The 16,083-nt window shown below is 48.1% G+C and carries 20 protein-coding genes; 14 read left to right on the top strand and 6 right to left on the bottom strand.

Annotation, left to right across the window (positions count from 1 at the left end; translation table 11 throughout):
• The first annotated feature begins 165 nt into the window (after positions 1–165).
• Positions 166–1,725, top strand: a complete 1,560-nt coding sequence (locus HMPREF0980_RS07365) for a flagellin N-terminal helical domain-containing protein (protein WP_049728512.1) — start codon at positions 166–168, stop codon at positions 1,723–1,725.
• A 126-nt stretch (positions 1,726–1,851) separates the two neighbouring features.
• Here the strand turns inward: HMPREF0980_RS07365 and HMPREF0980_RS07360 are convergent, their stop codons facing one another.
• The 5 genes from HMPREF0980_RS07360 to HMPREF0980_RS07345 form a co-directional block, all read right to left on the bottom strand.
• On the bottom strand, positions 1,852–2,898 hold the full coding sequence (locus tag HMPREF0980_RS07360; RefSeq protein ID WP_242847390.1) for a DUF4368 domain-containing protein: 1,047 nt from the start codon (positions 2,896–2,898) through the stop codon (positions 1,852–1,854).
• Positions 2,835–3,455 carry a recombinase family protein gene (locus HMPREF0980_RS19435; protein ID WP_242847359.1) on the bottom strand — a complete coding sequence of 207 codons (621 nt, stop codon included), beginning with the start codon at positions 3,453–3,455 and terminating at the stop codon, positions 2,835–2,837. Before HMPREF0980_RS19435 ends, HMPREF0980_RS07360 begins: the two co-directional genes overlap by 64 nt.
• A 100-nt stretch (positions 3,456–3,555) precedes the next feature.
• Entirely contained in the window at positions 3,556–3,741 is a 186-nt protein-coding gene (locus tag HMPREF0980_RS07355) for a hypothetical protein (protein WP_049728511.1), read from the bottom strand.
• An 18-nt stretch (positions 3,742–3,759) separates the two neighbouring features.
• Complete coding sequence (locus HMPREF0980_RS07350; protein WP_049728510.1) at positions 3,760–4,080, bottom strand: hypothetical protein; 321 nt, start codon at positions 4,078–4,080, stop codon at positions 3,760–3,762.
• Between the two features lie 444 nt (positions 4,081–4,524).
• Positions 4,525–4,974, bottom strand: a complete 450-nt coding sequence (locus tag HMPREF0980_RS07345) for a MerR family transcriptional regulator (RefSeq protein WP_049728509.1) — start codon at positions 4,972–4,974, stop codon at positions 4,525–4,527.
• Between the two features lie 117 nt (positions 4,975–5,091).
• Between HMPREF0980_RS07345 and HMPREF0980_RS07340 the strand changes: the two genes are divergently transcribed.
• The 13 genes from HMPREF0980_RS07340 (at position 5,092) to HMPREF0980_RS07280 (ending at position 15,483) form a co-directional block, all read left to right on the top strand.
• Positions 5,092–6,279 (top strand): iron-containing alcohol dehydrogenase, encoded by a 1,188-nt coding sequence (locus HMPREF0980_RS07340; RefSeq protein WP_330375872.1) that lies wholly within the window; start codon positions 5,092–5,094, stop codon positions 6,277–6,279.
• Positions 6,280–6,290: 11 nt separating this feature from the next.
• On the top strand, positions 6,291–6,770 hold the full coding sequence (locus tag HMPREF0980_RS07335; RefSeq protein WP_049728508.1) for a flavodoxin: 480 nt from the start codon (positions 6,291–6,293) through the stop codon (positions 6,768–6,770).
• Between the two features lie 3 nt (positions 6,771–6,773).
• Positions 6,774–7,493 carry a RibD family protein gene (locus tag HMPREF0980_RS07330; RefSeq protein WP_049728507.1) on the top strand — a complete coding sequence of 240 codons (720 nt, stop codon included), beginning with the start codon at positions 6,774–6,776 and terminating at the stop codon, positions 7,491–7,493.
• A 46-nt stretch (positions 7,494–7,539) separates the two neighbouring features.
• A complete protein-coding gene (locus HMPREF0980_RS07325) occupies positions 7,540–7,950 on the top strand; it encodes a cupin domain-containing protein (protein ID WP_084002695.1) in 411 nt (136 codons plus the stop codon).
• Between the two features lie 125 nt (positions 7,951–8,075).
• Positions 8,076–8,984, top strand: a complete 909-nt coding sequence (locus HMPREF0980_RS07320) for a LysR family transcriptional regulator (RefSeq protein WP_049728505.1) — start codon at positions 8,076–8,078, stop codon at positions 8,982–8,984.
• 201 nt (positions 8,985–9,185) lie between these two features.
• Entirely contained in the window at positions 9,186–9,707 is a 522-nt protein-coding gene (locus HMPREF0980_RS07315) for a flavodoxin (protein ID WP_049728504.1), read from the top strand.
• Positions 9,704–10,699 (top strand): aldo/keto reductase, encoded by a 996-nt coding sequence (locus HMPREF0980_RS07310; RefSeq protein ID WP_330375871.1) that lies wholly within the window; start codon positions 9,704–9,706, stop codon positions 10,697–10,699. Before HMPREF0980_RS07315 ends, HMPREF0980_RS07310 begins: the two co-directional genes overlap by 4 nt.
• Before the next feature lie 54 nt (positions 10,700–10,753).
• Positions 10,754–11,248, top strand: coding sequence for a flavodoxin family protein (locus HMPREF0980_RS07305; protein WP_198146208.1), 495 nt, complete (start codon positions 10,754–10,756; stop codon positions 11,246–11,248).
• A 126-nt stretch (positions 11,249–11,374) separates the two neighbouring features.
• Complete coding sequence (locus tag HMPREF0980_RS07300; RefSeq protein ID WP_049728503.1) at positions 11,375–12,130, top strand: carboxymuconolactone decarboxylase family protein; 756 nt, start codon at positions 11,375–11,377, stop codon at positions 12,128–12,130.
• A 10-nt stretch (positions 12,131–12,140) separates the two neighbouring features.
• Positions 12,141–13,130: an aldo/keto reductase gene (locus HMPREF0980_RS07295; protein WP_049728502.1), complete on the top strand. Its 990-nt coding sequence runs from the start codon at positions 12,141–12,143 to the stop codon at positions 13,128–13,130.
• 31 nt (positions 13,131–13,161) lie between these two features.
• Positions 13,162–13,986, top strand: coding sequence for an SDR family oxidoreductase (locus HMPREF0980_RS07290; protein ID WP_049728501.1), 825 nt, complete (start codon positions 13,162–13,164; stop codon positions 13,984–13,986).
• Between the two features lie 73 nt (positions 13,987–14,059).
• Positions 14,060–14,734 carry a flavodoxin gene (locus HMPREF0980_RS07285; RefSeq protein WP_049728500.1) on the top strand — a complete coding sequence of 225 codons (675 nt, stop codon included), beginning with the start codon at positions 14,060–14,062 and terminating at the stop codon, positions 14,732–14,734.
• Positions 14,735–14,802: 68 nt separating this feature from the next.
• Positions 14,803–15,483 carry a response regulator transcription factor gene (locus HMPREF0980_RS07280; RefSeq protein ID WP_049728499.1) on the top strand — a complete coding sequence of 227 codons (681 nt, stop codon included), beginning with the start codon at positions 14,803–14,805 and terminating at the stop codon, positions 15,481–15,483.
• 45 nt (positions 15,484–15,528) lie between these two features.
• Here HMPREF0980_RS07280 and HMPREF0980_RS07275 read toward each other — a convergent pair whose 3' ends face one another.
• Positions 15,529–15,879 carry a TnpV protein gene (locus HMPREF0980_RS07275; RefSeq protein WP_049728498.1) on the bottom strand — a complete coding sequence of 117 codons (351 nt, stop codon included), beginning with the start codon at positions 15,877–15,879 and terminating at the stop codon, positions 15,529–15,531.
• Positions 15,880–16,083: the final 204 nt, after the last annotated feature.

Raw genomic sequence — 16,083 nt, 5'->3', positions numbered from 1 at the left:
TGCTTAAAGCCTTGTTTATCAATGTTTGACGCGTCAAGTAACACAATGGCGGATTAAAATCCGCCGGTAACTTTTAATCATTCCTTCCCTATGATTAAAAACCGGGAGGGAATACCCTCAGCGGGGCAGGGAAGCCCCCTGGAATAATTTCAAGGAGGAAATCATATGAGAATCCAACATAATATCGCGGCATTGAACTCTTACCGCAACCTGACGAACAACAACAGTGCAGTATCCAAGAACCTGGAGAAGCTGTCATCCGGCTACCGCATCAACCGTGCAGGCGACGATGCTGCCGGGCTTGCCATCTCTGAGAAGATGAGGGCGCAGATTACGGGACTTGAGACGGCACAGAAGAATGCACAGGACGGCATCTCCTTAGTACAGACGGCAGAAGGTGCTCTGACGGAAGTCCACTCCATGCTGAACCGTATGGTAGAGCTGGCCGACCAGTCTGCGAACGGTACGTATGATAACAAAACTGACCGCGCGAATCTGCAGAAGGAAATCCAGTCCCTGAAAGACGAGATTGACAGGATCTCAGAAGGAACGAACTTCAACGGCATCAACCTGTTAGACGGCTCACTCGGAAGTACATCCGGTGCATCTGTTGCAGTCGATGTAAAGTTTGCCGGATTAAATTCAAATCCAGGCGTGCTGGCATTACAGCCATCCACCGCTACGTCATCAACATTCGACATAGACAGCACGAAACTTACAGCTAATAACGATTATACGATGGATTTGAAATTTAGCGATGCCAATGGCAACCTGCAGTCTAAAACTATCCAATTTACTGCTGCCGGTAACACGGCTGGTGGTAATGATAATGTCCTTAAAAGTGCTTTAGAGGAAGCTTTTGGCTCTGACTTTACAGTTGACGTAACTAACGGTACAGTTACGATAACTGCAAAAGACAGCGGCGCATCGAATAAGCTTGACATTTTCAAAGCAGATATCAAAGATGATACTGGTGCTTCTGTAACAGGTGCTGTTGATGGAACCAGTGTTGCGACTACTGCCGGGACTGATGCATACTATCGTCTGACTACAGGTGCTGCTGGTCTTAAAGCTTATGATGGTACAGGGAATGCTGAGGACCATATATTTGAAATTAATGGACAGAAGTTTGCTTTTGCAACAGAAGACGGAGCCAAGAAACTGGCATCCGATGTCAATTATATTAAAACTGCCGGTGCAAACCCGACTGCAGTTGAAGTAACAGACATGATAACAATGCTTAACAACAAGACTGGCATAGGCGCTGTGGCAAACGGTGGCACGAACATAGACTTGAAGCCTGGTGCTACAGCAGGAAAGTCTGGAAACGGCCTGACACTCCAGATTGGTGACACGGCTGAAAGCTTCAATCAGCTTACCGTATCCATCGGAGACATGAGCACAAGCGCTCTCGGATTAAGCGGCATTGATATATCTACACAGGAAGGTGCTAAATCCGCAGTTGATGTTATCAGAAATGCAATCAACTCTGTATCCTCTACACGAGGCGACCTTGGTGCTATCCAGAACCGTCTGGAGCACACGATCAATAACTTAAGTGTAACGACAGAGAACATGACGGCTGCTGAAAGCCGTATCCGTGACGTTGACATGGCAAATGAGATGATGGCTTACACGAAGAATAACATCCTCGTTCAGGCTTCTCAGGCTATGCTCGCACAGGCGAATCAGATTCCACAGGGAGTTCTTCAGTTATTACAGTAATCCCTCAGATGTATAGCATATAGCCAGACAGTCAAAAACCAGCCGGAATTCGTCTCCGCCTGACAAGGATGTTTTCTACTTTTAAGATATGCCACAGGATAGTTCGTATCCTGTGGCTTTTCTGTTTTAGACCTGCCCTACAAAATTGAAGTACACGTCAATCTGCTGGGTGTAGTTCTTCTTTTTCCACGGCTCGCTCCGTTCATGCACCACGATTTTCTCAATGAACTCCCGCACGATTTCTGGCGTCAGTTCTTGAATCTCCGTGTACCGCTGTACCACCCTGAGAAAGCGGTCTGCATTCAGCATCCGGTCTTTTTCCGCGTTGATTTCCTGTTCCAGCATTTCGCTGCGGATGGCCAACTCCTGTTTTTCCTCCTCGTAACCGCCCGTCAGCGCCTTAAACTGAGTTTCCGATAGGTTCGCCAACGCAAGCTGTTCAAAGGCGGCGCGGAACAGCTTTTCCAAATCCGCAAGCCGTTTCTGCACCCTGTCCAATTCCTTGGTCTTGGCGGACAATTCCTTTTTGAGCTGGCTGCTGTGCTTGTCCATCGCCCGCCGGAGGAATTCCTCGGTGTGCTCCCGCGCTTCCTGCGTAACCCGCTGAATCTCCGCCAGCACAATTTCGTGCAGTGCCATGACCTTGACGGTATGCGGGGTACAGTCCTCTTTATGTCCGTGGTAAGTGCCGCAGGTATATGTATACTGGATTTCGTTCCAGCTTCCGCACCGGCAGAAGTAGTGCCGTTTTCCGCAGTCTGCACAGTAGACCATACCGGACAGCAGATCCATCTCACCCATTTTATTGGGACGGCGTTTGCCCGCCCGTACCTTCTGCACAATCTCCCATGTTTCCATGTCGATCAGCGGCTCGTGGGTATGCTCAAAGCGGAGCTGATTTTCCGGTGGATTCCGCTTGCTTTTCTTGCTCTTGAAGGATGGACTGTAACTGCGGCAGTTGATGGTGTTGCCGATGTACTCCTCCCGTTCCAAAATATCTGCCACGGTAGAGCCGCACCAATCATAAGGCTTATTCTCATTCAGATTGGTACGGCGGACACCGTTGGTGCGAAACTCATAAACAGTGGGCGTCAGGATTTGGTCAGTCCTCAGTATCCGTGCAATTTTGTCAGGGCCAAGTCCGCTGGAGCACAGGGCAAAAATCCGCCGCACCACAGGCGCGGTGTCCTCATTGGGAATAATCCGCTTACGGCTTTCTGGTCTTTTCGATAGCCGTAAGGCGCCTTTGTGCCGATGCGCTCCCCACGCCGCGCCGCCGCCATGATGACCGCTTTGACCTTCTTGCTGGTGTCTCTGGCGTGCCACTCGTTAAAAAGATCGCGGACGGCCACACTGTCATCCACGCCGTTCAGCGTGTCCACGTTGTCGTTAATGGCGATGTAACGGACATTGTAGCTTGCAAAGGTTTCTTCCAACAGGATACCCACCACAAGGCGGTTTCTGCCCAGCCGGGAATGGTCTTTCACAAGGATGGTAGAGACATTTCCCGCTTCCACCTGTTCCATCATGGCTTTGTAGCCGGGGCGGTCGAACATGACTCCGGAATAGCCGTCGTCCACAAAAAACTGTGGGTTGGGAAAGCCATTGGCATTGGCATATTCCATTAAAATTTGCTTTTGGTGCTGGATGCTGCCGGACTCTCCGGCATATTCGTCCTCTTGACTTAAACGGCAGTAGAGAGCCGTGATTTTTCCGTTTAACTGTACCATTACAAAACTCCTTTCCTCTGTACAGCCAAAACGATTCGGGTAAATTGTATGTCCTTATTTTACCCGGAATCGCTTTGCGCGTCCAGACATTTTTGGCTCTCTACGCCGTCTCTGTGTCTCTATCTATTAAACGGGCGACCTTGTCCGTGGCGGTCATACCGCCCTGCTCCTTATAATGGGCAGTTACAAAATATGTCGCCCCGCCGATTTCAAATTTACGCTTCTTTTCGTTTCCTTCGGCAATCTTCTTTTGTAACACCCTTTCAGATTGGCCGAATTTGTCCATGCAATTCCTCCTCTTCGTTTAGTTGTCCGCTTGCAGATGCGCCAGACGGCAGACGGTTTCGCCGTCCGCGAGAAACTCGTTCAGCGTGCTGTTGCTCTGCTTCATGTATTCGGCTCCCAGTGTTCCCGCCTGCTCCGCCATGCGGACAAAATCCGCAAGGCTGTCAAGGCCGCCCATTTCCATCAGCACCTTGATCAGTAGGAAGTATCCGGCGGCGGACACCTTTCCACTTTTTAGCAAATTTCTGTTGATTTTCGGCATATGCTCCTCGAATGTCTGATTGACTGCCGCGCGAATGTCCTCGATGTGATAGACCGACGTAAACTCCTGCCGGATCATACCGGCGATAAAAGGTTCCGTGAAACTCCTCTGATTTCCGTTGCAGGCTTTGCCTGCAAGTCGTTTTGGTGGGGAATGACATTCCCCTATTCCTGCCTTAACTTCAAACCTTGCGGTTTGTTGTTAAGTTTTCCCTGCCGCAAGCGGCAGACGGTCACTTCGCTCACGTCATAAAGCATCCCTGTCGTTCCTCCTTTCCGGACAAAATAAAAAGCCTGACAGACCAGACGCTTAATGCGCCGGGTGTGTCAGGCTTTGCTTCTATTCGTTAAACTTCTTGTGGTGGGGCCTTTTCTGCCGTGGTTTCAGAATAACAGGTCCGCGTGCTTCTGTCAAGCTGTGACAGCGAATGTCAGGAGACATAATTTGTGAATGTTTTTTGCCCCTTGAACTACTCAATCTAACGGTTTAGAAAGGCGTAAAAGTAAGTAAAAGATTCGATTTTTAGTCTAAGGTTATTGATTTTCTCTTTACTGTTCTAAATTCGGCAGGAATATCTTCTTCTGACAGGGTATCGTGAATCGCGCAGGTGCCAGCCTCTTTTGCCGTCTCATAGTACCAGCATTTATAATCCAGAACAGCAAGGGTTTCCTGCATCTGGGCAATCTGTTTTTTTACGGTTTCCCGTTGCTTTTGCATCAACTCCAGCCTCTGTGCGATAGTGCCGTCACCCTCCATGCACCAGTCAATAAAGGTCTTAATTTCTTTGATGGGAAGCCCCGTTTTTTTCAGACATTCAATGATGGACAGCCACTGGAAATCCTCCTCTTTGAACATCCGAATGCCCCCACTGGATCGCTCCACAAAGGGCAGAAGCCCCTCCTTGTCATAGTAGCGCAGGGTGGACGGAGCTACATTCAGTTTGTCAGCCATTTCTCCTACGGTATAAAACATAGTCTCTCCATTCTGAAATTATTTTCTATTTAGGTATTGACTTAAACCTAACTTTAAGTTGTATAGTTTAATTGAACTTACAAGAAAAGAATAACATCTACAATAAGGAAAGTCAATATGGAGGAAAAGAAAGTGAATTTTAATGTGTACATTCCAACCCGTGTCCTGTTTGGAGCTGGGCGCTTAAATGATCTGCACACGCAAGCCATGCCGGGAAAAAAGGCGATGCTTGTCATTTCAAACGGAAATTCCACCCGTGCAAACGGCGCGCTTGCCCGCACGGAGGAACAACTTCGTCTGGCGGGCGTGGAAATGGCGCTGTTTGACAAGGTTGGCGCGAATCCGCTTAAATCAGTGGTGGAGGAAGGTGCGGCATTTGCACGGGCAAACGCCTGTGATTTTGTGGTTGCCCTTGGCGGCGGCAGCGTCATGGATGCCGCCAAAGTAATGGCCATGTATGCACCTCAGCCCGGAAAACTATGGGATTATGTGGCCGGAGCCACCGGGAAAAACCAGCCATTGACAAACGCGCCGCTTCCAGTTATTGCCATAACAACCACAGCGGGAACTGGCTCCGAGGTAGACCAGTGGGGCGTAGTCACAAATCCAGAAACGAAGGAAAAAATCGGCTGCGGCGGCATGGACAGTCTGTTTCCAGTGCTGGCGGTAGTGGACGCGGAGCTGATGACCACCGTGCCGCCGAAGTTTACGGCATATCAGGGTTTTGACACGTTATTCCATGCAGTAGAGGGCTATATTTCCGCATTCGCAAACCCCATGAGCGATATGGTACAGACCGCATCCATAACGCGGGTAGGACAATTTCTGCCCCGCGCCGTGCAAAACGGCAACGATTTAGAGGCGCGGGAAAACATGGCGTTCGCAAATACCCTGTCCGGTTGGTCGATGGTGACGGGTTCCTGTACCAGTGAACACGCCATGGAACACGCCATGAGCGCCTACCATCCCAATCTGCCCCACGGTGCTGGGCTGATTATGATTTCCAAAGAATATTTCACACATTTTATCAATCAACACGCCTGCGATAAAAGGTTTGTGGAGCTGGCGAAGATGCTGGGCATGGCGGATGCCAAAGAACCGATGGATTTTATTTGTGCGTTGGATCAGTTGCAAAAGGATTGCGGTGTGGATAGTCTGAAGATGAGTGATTACGGGATTCATAAGGATGAATGTATGACGCTGGCGAAGAATGCCTGCGCTACCATGGGCGGTCTGTTCGCCTGTGACCGTGTGCCGCTGACCGATGAGGAATGCGCGGCCATCTATGAAAAGTCCTGCCGTTAAAGGAGAAGAATATGAAAACATTGTTGCTTTATTATTCCTATGGTGGAAACACCCACAGAGTTGCCCAGCACATGAAGGAGATGCTGGAATGTGACACGGCCGAAATCCAAACGGTGACTGCTTATACCGGAAGCTATGATTCGGTGGTAAATCAAGGGCAGCAGGAAGTAAACGCCGGTTTTGAGCCACCAATTCGACCGATAGAAAGAGATCTTAGAAATTATGATGTTGTGATTTTGGGTACGCCGGTCTGGTGGTATACGTTTGCTCCGGCTGTAAAGACAGCACTTTCCGCGCAAGACTGGAATGGTAAGATTATATATCCCTTTGCGACCAACGGCGGCTGGATTGGTCATACTTTTCAGGATATAGAGAAAGCCTGTGCAGGCGCTACGGTTAAAAAGGGGTTGAATATCTTGTTTGAGGGAAATCAGATGCAGATGCCGATGACGGGAATCGACCGCTGGCTGAAACAGATTAAGGAGGCTTGAGTTATGGACAGACCTTATATTTTTTGCCATATGATGACTTCGCTGGATGGAAAAATTATGGGAAACTACATGGAAGCGCCGGAAAGCGAGCCGGCCGGAGATGCTTTTTATAACATTGCCTTTGGCAAAAAGCCGGAGTATCACCATCAGGGCTGGCTGTCAGGCAGAGTAACTACCGATGACAATTTTACCCTGTACCGGAAGCCTGCACTGGATGAAGGGGCAGAGCTTGTACCAGAGGGTGACTTTGTAGCGGAAAAAGCAGCTATGTATTACGTTTCCATTGATCCCTCCGGCAAACTTGGATGGGAAAGCAAAACACTGACCTATGTGGACACAACCGCTCATGTGCTGGAAGTGCTGACCGAAAAGGCATCCAACGCATACAAAGCGTTTTTACGCAGGCTGGGAATTTCTTATATCATAGCCGGAACAGAAACTCTGGACTTAGGCATAGCGCTTTCCAAGCTGAAAAAGCTATTTGGAATTGAAACGCTGATGCTGGGCGGTGGCGGTGTGCTGAACTGGTCGTTTATTCAGGCGGGAATGTGTGATGAGGTTAGCGTGGTGATTGCGCCCTGTGCGGACGGCTCCACGGAAACACAAACGCTTTTTCAGGTAAAAGACGGTCTCAGTACAGACACGCCTGTGGGTTTTACACTTAAAAGTGCTAAAACTTTGTCTGGGAGCGCCGTATGGCTGCGCTATACCGTAAATAAATAGAACGGGTGTGCAAAGTATTCCGTTCTGATAAAAGGAGAAAAGCATAATGAATGAATTGAAAGACTTGTTTCCAAGAGGCGGTGCGAACACAGCCTATGCACAGTTTTTTATTGGGCAGAGTTATCTCAATATGCTGACTACGGAGGGCGTGGCGATTGGCAATGTGACCTTTGAGCCGGGATGCCGCAATAACTGGCATATTCATCACGCCAAGTCCGGCGGCGGACAGATTCTGCTTTGCACAGCAGGCGAGGGTTGGTATCAGGAATGGGGGAAGCCTGCACGCAGGCTCTTTCCGGGTGATGTGGTGGTCATCCCCGCTGAAGTCAAACATTGGCATGGAGCGGCAAGGGATAGTTGGTTCTCTCATCTGGCCGTGGAGATGCCGGGTGAGACGACAAAAAACGAGTGGTGTGAGCCGGTGTCCAATCAGGAATATGGCAGACTTCCGCTTTGACTGTTTGCCAGCATGGAAACATACAGGGTGCTTGAAAATATCTCATAATTCGGATACAATTAAATCTTAACTAAAGCGGGATGATAGGAAAACAATACCACATTCGAGGAAAGGAGGTCATGACGATGCTTCTCCGACAGATGAAATACTTCACGACTATCGTGGACTGCAATAGCTTTACGGAAGCCGCCGAGCAATGCTATATCTCGCAGTCGGCAATTTCTCAACAGATACAGGCTTTGGAAAAGGAACTGGGTGTGGAACTGATTCACCGGGAAAACCGCCGCTTTTCCCTGACGCCCGCAGGAGAATACTTTTATAGGCAAAGCCGTGTGCTGCTGGATGAAGCTGACGAACTGCGGCGTGAAACTATCCGGATTGGACAGGCGGAAGAATCCAAACTGCGGATTGGATATTTGAAAAATTACAGCGGTCAGGAGTTGCAGGCAGCCGTTGCAGATTTTTCCCGGCTGTATCCTGAAATATCCATTGATATTGTAGCCGGAACCCATGAGGATCTATATAACCTGATTCGCTTTGGCGGTGTGGATATTGTAGTCAGCGATCAGCGGCGGGCATTTTCCGAGGACTACGAAAACAGGATTCTTGTGGAATGTGAGTGTATTGCCGAGTTATCGGTGAACAATCATCTAAGTGAGAAAGAGCGCCTTGCGCTGGAGGAACTAAAACGAACGCCCTGCATCCTGATCGTATCGCCTGAGCAGAGAGATGAGGAAGCCGGATATTACAGCGATACGCTTGGTTTTCATGGAAACTTCTTATATGCGGAGAATTTAGAAGAAGGCCGGCTGATGGTTCTTGGGAATCGTGGCTTTCTCCCTCTTGAAAACATTGGGACGATGCAGCCGGTGCTTTCTACCATAAAACGAATTCCATTATATCGAGGTAAAAACCCGATCAGGCGAAAAATCTGCGCTTTCTGGCTGAAAGAAAATGCAAATTATTATATTGAGGAATTTGCCGATACACTGTGCGGATATATTGAGCGAAACCGGACAGCTTTGGAAAAATAGTGAGATTTGAAAAAACTCTGACTATGCAGAAAGACTTATTTGAATCTTTGAGCCACGCTGTATTCTCTCGTTTGAGAAAAGCGGCGTGGCTTTTTCTTTTCACATAAGTCAAACTTATCAAAATCATTAGGAAACGAAATTGCTGATTTCCACGTCCTTTTTTATACTATAAGCAAGAACAAAGAAAGGAAATGCTAAATCATGAAAACTTTAATTGCTTACTTTTCCCGCAAGGGAAACAACTATGTCGGAGGAAATATCGTAAACCTACCGGTTGGGAATACGGAAGTTGCGGCAAAAAAAATTGCCGCGCTGACTGGCGGCGATCTGTTTGAAATCAAAACTGTCCGCTCCTATTCGGAAGATTATACCGCCTGCACCGAGGAGGCGCAGCAGGAATTTCGTACAGCAGCCCGGCCAGAGTTGAATGGAGCCATTCCCGACCTTTCCGGCTATGATGTGATTTGTCTCGGCTATCCGAATTGGTGGGGAACCGCGCCGATGGCGGTGTTTACTTTTTTGGAAAGCGCCGACGTTTCCGGCAAAATCATCAGGCCCTTCTGCACCCATGAGGGCAGCGGGATGGGACACAGCGAAAGCGACATTAAAAAAGCCTGTTCTACGGCTACCGTTGAAAAAGGCCTTGCGATTCGAGGCGGTAATATAAAAAATGCCGACCGCGATATTGAACAGTGGGTAAGCAGCATAGAGGGAAAGGAATGAATATGACAAAAAGAATGTTAGGAAAAAATTTGAAGGTGTCCGCCGTTGGTCTTGGCTGTATGGGTATGACTCACGCTTCCGGCGCGCCCGCAGATACAGAAGAAATGACGATGCTGCTGGCTAAGGCTGTGGATATGGGCTACACGCTTTTTGACACGGCAGAATGTTATACCGGTGTGAATAGCGATGGCAGTACCGCCTACAATGAGGAGTTAGTAGGCCCGGCTCTCAAGCCCTATCGCAGCGAAGTTGTAATTGCAACAAAATATGGTGTGCGGCATAAAGGAAATCATCTGGAATTTGACAGCCGTCCTGAAACAATCCGTAAGTCCATAGATGGCAGCTTAAAAAAACTGGGCACCGATTACATTGACCTTTACTATCAGCACCGCATTGATCCGAAAGTCTCTCCAGAGGAGGTTGCCGAGACAATGGCAAGCCTGATGAAAGAGGGGAAAATTCTCCATTGGGGAATTTCCGAGGCCGATGAAACATATCTCAGACGCGCTCATGCGGTTTGCCCCGTGACAGCAATTCAGAACCGGCTGTCCATGATGTACCGTGAGTATGAAAGCCTATTCCCGGTACTGGAGGAACTGCAAATCGGTTTTGTGGCGTTCAGTCCTCTGGCGAATGGTTTCCTCACCGCCCGTTACCGTGATACTTCCCAGTTTGCTACGGATGGTTCTGATTTCAGGAGCCGTATGCCGCAGTTTACAACGCATGGAGTCGCACAGAATGAAGCATTGCTCCATTTAATTGAAACAATGGCTCAGGAGAAAAATGCAACGCCCGCGCAGATTTCCCTTGCATGGATGCTGAATAAGAAACCATATATCGTGCCGATACCCGGATCAAGAAAACCGGAACGAATTCAAGAAAATATTGGCGCGGCAGACATCATGCTGACTACGCAGGAAGTGGAACAGATTGACATTGCCTTAAACAGCATACCCATGTCTGAGGTGTTCGGTGGACATAGCGGAAGGTAAGGAGAAAAGATATGGGGAAAAAAATATTGATTCTTTCATCCAGTCCAAGAAAGGATGGAAATTCAGAGCAGCTCTGTATGGAATTTATGCGGGGGTGTGAAAGAAACCGGAAATGAGGTAGAACTAATTTCTCTGCGGGGAAAGAAAATGAACTTTTGTCTTGGCTGCGAGGTATGTCAAAGGAATGGCGGCATTTGCATCCATAGCGATGACGTATCTGGGATTTTGGATAAGATTCTTGCCTGTGATGTGCTGGTACTGGCAACGCCGGTTTATTATTACGGTTTCGCAGCACAGATGAAAACGCTGATTGATCGCACTTTTGCAAAGGTCGGCATGATTCAGAATAAGGATGCCTATCTGCTGATGACCGACGCTTCTCCCCGTCAGGGGGATATGAATGTGCTTGTGGCAAGTTACCGTAGTTTCATCGGCTGCTTTGATCATGTGACGGATAAAGGCATTGTTTATGGCACGGGCGCAATGGAAAAGGGCGAAATAGGAAAAGAATCTTTGACCGCCGCCTATGAAATGGGCAGATTGACCTAAGAAATAGAATCCATTGGCATAGCTGCTTTTGAATAAGCGTAGCTTAACAAAAGCAGCAGAAACTGAAATGGTTGTTTTCCAACGGATTTTTTTAAAAACAGGCAGAGAGAAAGGAGCCTTGCGACTATGAGCATCACACAAGCTTCAAAACAATATCATGAAAAAATGTTTCCGGGTTATGATTCCGCTTTTTTGGAGACTGATCCGGAGTTTATTGAACGGTTTGATAATTTCGCCTTTGACGAGGTGGCAGGCCATGATGATTTGGGCGGTAAAACCCGTTTTATGGCAATCCTTGCAACGCTTCTGGGCTGTCAGGGAATCGACGAGTTCCGCGCCATGCTGCCTGCGGCAATGAATTTTGGAGTTACGCCGGTGGAAATCAAGGAAGTCGTCTATCAGGCGGTGGCTTATCTCGGTATCGGCAGGGTGTTTCCGTTCTTGAAAGCCACCAATGAAGTACTGACGGCGCGGGGTATAAAGCTGCCGCTTCCCGGACAGGCAACAACAACTACTGAAAGTCGTCTGGAGGCAGGCGAAAAGGCACAGATGGACATTATGGGCGAAGGAATGAAGGACTTCTGGAAGTCTGGCCCGGAGGAAAGCCGCCATATCAACTACTGGTTGACGGATAACTGCTTTGGCGATTATTACACCCGCACCGGACTAACTTACCGGCAGCGCGAGATGATTACCTTCTGTTTCCTTTTGGCGCAGGGCGGCTGTGAAGCGCAGCTTATCAGCCACGCCGCCGCCAATATGAGGATTGGAAACGACAAGATGTTTTTAATCAAGGTGATTTCTCAGTGTATCCCCTACATTGGCTATCCACGCAGTTTGAACGCTCTGCGCTGTGTCAACGAGGCAGCACAGAAGAAATGAGAGGTGCATGATGAAAAAAAGTGTTTTGGGGAAGTCGGGGCTTGAAGTCTCATCCGTTGGCCTTGGCTGCATGGGACTAAGCCAGAGCTACCCGCCTTTTCCGGACAGGGCAGAGAGTATCGATTTTATCCGCAGAGCAATCGAAATGGGAGAAAATTTTTTTGACACTTCTGAATTATACGGAGTCTATCAAAACGAGGAATTGGTGGGCGAGGCGCTGGAACCGTTCCGGGATCGAGTGGTGATAGCCACTAAGTTTGGATGGAATATTCAGGATGGGAAAGTGCTGGGACTTGACAGCCGTCCTGCAACAATCCGTAAAGCAGTTGATGGTTCCTTAAAACGTCTCCGCACCGATCACATCGATCTTTATTATCAGCACAGGGTTGATCCGAATGTGCCGATTGAGGAAGTGGCTGAAACGGTGGAAGGGCTCAAAAAGGAGGGAAAAATCCTCCACTGGGGGCTTTCAGAGGCAAGCGTGGACACCATCCGCCGCGCTCACGCCGTATTTCCGGTCACTGCCGTACAGAACGAGTATTCTATGTGGTATCGGAACCCAGAGCAGGAACTTCTGCCCGTTTTGGAGGAACTGGGAATTGGCCTTGTGGCGTTCAGTCCGCTGGGTAAGGGCTTCCTTACCGGCACAGTCACAAAAGATGCTGTATTTGCGGATAACGACATCCGCAGTTCTATTCCACGCTTCAATACCAAGGAATGTTTGACGGCAAATCAAAAACTGGCTGAGAAACTTCGCGTATTTGCAAAGGATCGGGAGTTATCCTCTGCACAGATTGCCCTTGCATGGCTACTACACCAAAAATCATGGATTGTTCCAATTCCGGGTACAAAAAAGACTGACCGACTGCGGGAAAATATGAGCGCTGCCTATGTGGAACTACCTGAAACAGATTGGAGTCAATTAACGGAAATGCTCGCTGGGCTTGAAATCATCGGCGCTCGGTATTCGGCCGCACAGGAAAACATGACAAATAAATAGAGGACTTTCAGAATAAAAAGGGAGAAAGAAAATGAGAAAAACATGGCTTATTACAGGAGTATCCAGCGGCTTTGGCTTTCAGATGACAAAACAGCTTTTGGAGGCTGGTGACACCGTCATCGGTACAGTGAGAAACACAAAAAAGGTAGAAGAACTGATTACCAAATACCCCGTTACCTTTGACTGTAAAATTCTTGATGTTACGGAGATAGCCGCAATACACAAGTTTGTGGATGATTCGTTTCAGACGCACAGCAAAATTGATGTGATTGTCAGCAACGCAGGATATGGGCTGTTCGGATGCGCCGAGGAACTGTCCGATGATGAGATCAATCACATTATCGCCACCAACCTTACCGGCTCCATTATGCTTATTCGGGACAGTCTGCGCCACCTGCGCACGCAGGGAGGCGGACGGATCATTCAGATGTCTAGTTATGGCGGACAGGTTGCCTATCCCGCAAATTCGATGTACCACGCCACCAAGTTTGGCATTGAAGGTTATTGCGAGGCTGTTGCACAGGAGGTAGCACAGTTCAATATCGGCGTCACACTGGTGGAACCGGGTGGGGCAAGAACAGAGTTCCGCTATGGCAGCGCCAAGGTTGCAAATCTGATGCCGGAATATGAGAACTGCCATGGCTTCTTGAATATGCTGGATGCCAGCAAAGGTCTTGCTCCCGGTGATCCGGCAAAAATGGCTCAGCTCATCATCGAGAGTGTAGATAAGACTCCCGCGCCACTGCGTATGGTATTAGGCTCGCAGGCACTTAAGGCCACCATTGACAGGCTGGAGGAGCGGGTTGCCAATTATAAAACGCAGACGGAGCTTGCCTCATCAACGGATATTATCTGATGAACGGAGAGGCTTGTGGCTTTGTGCTACAAGTCTCTGCCGATTCAAAATAAAACAAACAAGGAGAGCACCTATGAAAAAAATATTTGCCATGCTACTTGCGGCAGCCATGCTCTTTGCCTTGGTCGCCTGCGGCAGCGATACACAGCAGAAAGAAACATCCCCTCTGTCCAAAACGGATGAGAACACAAATACAACCGATAACAATGAACCACCAGAGGAAAGTGAGATAGGAGAACCCGATAATACTGATGTTTTGGTTTCCGATGGAGAGAATATTCTGATTGCCTATTTCTCCAAAAGCGGCAATACAGAAACTATCGCCAATATGATTGCCGAGCAGACTGGCGGCAAGTTATTCAAGGTTGAAACAGAAACTCCTTATCCCGAAGATTATGATGAAACTGTGGATATTGCCCGTGAGGAGCAGGACAATGACACCCGTCCGGAACTTTCCACCCATGTGGAGGATATGAACCAGTATGATATCATCTATCTGGGTTATCCCATATGGTGGGGAACAATGCCGCAGGCGATATTCACATTTCTTGAGGAATACGATTTTTCCGGCAAGACAATTATTCCGTTTTGTACCCACGGTGGCAGTGCATTGGGGAGAAGTGAGAGCGATATTACAAATCTTGTTCCAGATGTCCACCTTCTTAGCGGCCTTGCCGTAAGCGACTCACGTGTGGATGACGCACAGGCTGGCGTTGAGGAATGGCTGAACGACCTTGAAGTGGAGTAACAATATAAGGTAGTGAATTTCGTATGTAGCTAAGAAGATGTATGATCGTTTTGGAGAGGAGGATATTTATGAATCATGTACTGATTATTGATAGCGATTTATCGACCTGTAAGGAAATTAAATATAGTCTGCAAGATAACTTAACAGACGTATACTATACACAGTTGATTGAAGAAGCTGTTCATATGCTGCAAAAAGAATCCTATTCACTTGTGATCATGGATGCCTGTCTCTCTCAATATGGTGGGACTGTGCTCATTCAGCAAATTCGGCAAATGAACCCTCTCCCTATCCTTGCCCTATCTGAAACCGCCAGTACAGCGGATAAAGTGGCGGCGCTCAAATGTGGTGCTGACGACTTTCTGAATAAACCCTATGATTTGGAGGAATGTCTTGCCAGAGCGCAGGCGCTTATGCGGCGATACACCCAGCTTAACCATATAACCGGCCGCAATTATGCCCTTGTCAGCCATGGAAATTTGATGTTAGATACAGCACGGCGGCAAGTTACCGTAGGAAATGAAAAAGTTATCCTGACAAAGAAAGAATATGATCTCCTGCTCTACTTCATCAAGAATCGCAATCGTGTCCTGACGTTTGAACAGATATACAATGCCGTTTGGAAAGAGGAATACCCACTGGACAACTCCACTATTTTCTACCATGTCGGAAACCTTAGAAAGAAGATAAAAGTCGATTGGATTGAAAGCGTATATGGAATTGGATATCGCATTCACGGTATAAATTAAGAAGCTGTGCCGCTCGGTTCTTGTTTCGAGCGGCACAGCTTCGTTTTACACATAAATCAGTTCTGTTTTTACAATTTCATCGGCAACAGCCTGTGCCTGCTCCGAGATACGAATACGCTCCAGCGCATCCTCCTCCGGCATGGGGTGCTGTTTTAGATAATCGGCGCGAATGCGCTCTGAAAGTTCAAATGCACGCATATCCACCGCGGCACAATGCTCTGCCAGCTTTCCTGTGAAAAGCAATTTCCGGTACATTTCCTGCTTGAATCCGTGAAGATACTCCAAGCGCAGGCGTCCGTACTTTCTAAGATTTTTTAGCAGTTCGCTGCCCTCAACCTCAATGTTCGGGTAAAGTAATCCGTCAATTTCGATATACTCCAAATCCATGATAGCCATAAGCGGCCTCCTTGATAAAATGATTTACAATTTACCAGTTTCGTTTCGGCTGTGTGCCTTAACTTACTTGCTTCTCGTAAACATCCTTATCAAAGAGACCGCTTGCCCGGCTGGTTTTTCTTTTCAACCCGGGACTTAGTTTTTACTACTATCGGGACGATATATTATATATAGAAGAAACTGTACGCAACGCAAGTTATAGGA

This window comes from Dorea sp. D27 (assembly GCF_001185345.1).
Lineage (GTDB): Bacteria > Bacillota > Clostridia > Lachnospirales > Lachnospiraceae > Extibacter.
This window is presented reverse-complemented; position numbering and strand designations above follow the sequence as displayed.

What these genes read in the sequence shown, in the direction of transcription:
- HMPREF0980_RS07365 (WP_049728512.1), top strand. Translation starts at nt 166, where the DNA reads ATGAGAATCCAACATAATATCGCGGCATTGAACTCTTACCGCAACCTG.
- HMPREF0980_RS19435 (WP_242847359.1), bottom strand. Translation starts at nt 3,455, where the DNA reads ATGGTACAGTTAAACGGAAAAATCACGGCTCTCTACTGCCGTTTAAGT.
- HMPREF0980_RS07355 (WP_049728511.1), bottom strand. Translation starts at nt 3,741, where the DNA reads ATGGACAAATTCGGCCAATCTGAAAGGGTGTTACAAAAGAAGATTGCC.
- HMPREF0980_RS07350 (WP_049728510.1), bottom strand. Translation starts at nt 4,080, where the DNA reads ATGATCCGGCAGGAGTTTACGTCGGTCTATCACATCGAGGACATTCGC.
- HMPREF0980_RS07345 (WP_049728509.1), bottom strand. Translation starts at nt 4,974, where the DNA reads ATGTTTTATACCGTAGGAGAAATGGCTGACAAACTGAATGTAGCTCCG.
- HMPREF0980_RS07340 (WP_330375872.1), top strand. Translation starts at nt 5,092, where the DNA reads ATGGAGGAAAAGAAAGTGAATTTTAATGTGTACATTCCAACCCGTGTC.
- HMPREF0980_RS07335 (WP_049728508.1), top strand. Translation starts at nt 6,291, where the DNA reads ATGAAAACATTGTTGCTTTATTATTCCTATGGTGGAAACACCCACAGA.
- HMPREF0980_RS07330 (WP_049728507.1), top strand. Translation starts at nt 6,774, where the DNA reads ATGGACAGACCTTATATTTTTTGCCATATGATGACTTCGCTGGATGGA.
- HMPREF0980_RS07325 (WP_084002695.1), top strand. Translation starts at nt 7,540, where the DNA reads ATGAATGAATTGAAAGACTTGTTTCCAAGAGGCGGTGCGAACACAGCC.
- HMPREF0980_RS07320 (WP_049728505.1), top strand. Translation starts at nt 8,076, where the DNA reads ATGCTTCTCCGACAGATGAAATACTTCACGACTATCGTGGACTGCAAT.
- HMPREF0980_RS07315 (WP_049728504.1), top strand. Translation starts at nt 9,186, where the DNA reads ATGAAAACTTTAATTGCTTACTTTTCCCGCAAGGGAAACAACTATGTC.
- HMPREF0980_RS07310 (WP_330375871.1), top strand. Translation starts at nt 9,704, where the DNA reads ATGAATATGACAAAAAGAATGTTAGGAAAAAATTTGAAGGTGTCCGCC.
- HMPREF0980_RS07305 (WP_198146208.1), top strand. Translation starts at nt 10,754, where the DNA reads ATGGAAATTCAGAGCAGCTCTGTATGGAATTTATGCGGGGGTGTGAAA.
- HMPREF0980_RS07300 (WP_049728503.1), top strand. Translation starts at nt 11,375, where the DNA reads ATGAGCATCACACAAGCTTCAAAACAATATCATGAAAAAATGTTTCCG.
- HMPREF0980_RS07295 (WP_049728502.1), top strand. Translation starts at nt 12,141, where the DNA reads ATGAAAAAAAGTGTTTTGGGGAAGTCGGGGCTTGAAGTCTCATCCGTT.
- HMPREF0980_RS07290 (WP_049728501.1), top strand. Translation starts at nt 13,162, where the DNA reads ATGAGAAAAACATGGCTTATTACAGGAGTATCCAGCGGCTTTGGCTTT.
- HMPREF0980_RS07285 (WP_049728500.1), top strand. Translation starts at nt 14,060, where the DNA reads ATGAAAAAAATATTTGCCATGCTACTTGCGGCAGCCATGCTCTTTGCC.
- HMPREF0980_RS07280 (WP_049728499.1), top strand. Translation starts at nt 14,803, where the DNA reads ATGAATCATGTACTGATTATTGATAGCGATTTATCGACCTGTAAGGAA.
- HMPREF0980_RS07275 (WP_049728498.1), bottom strand. Translation starts at nt 15,879, where the DNA reads ATGGCTATCATGGATTTGGAGTATATCGAAATTGACGGATTACTTTAC.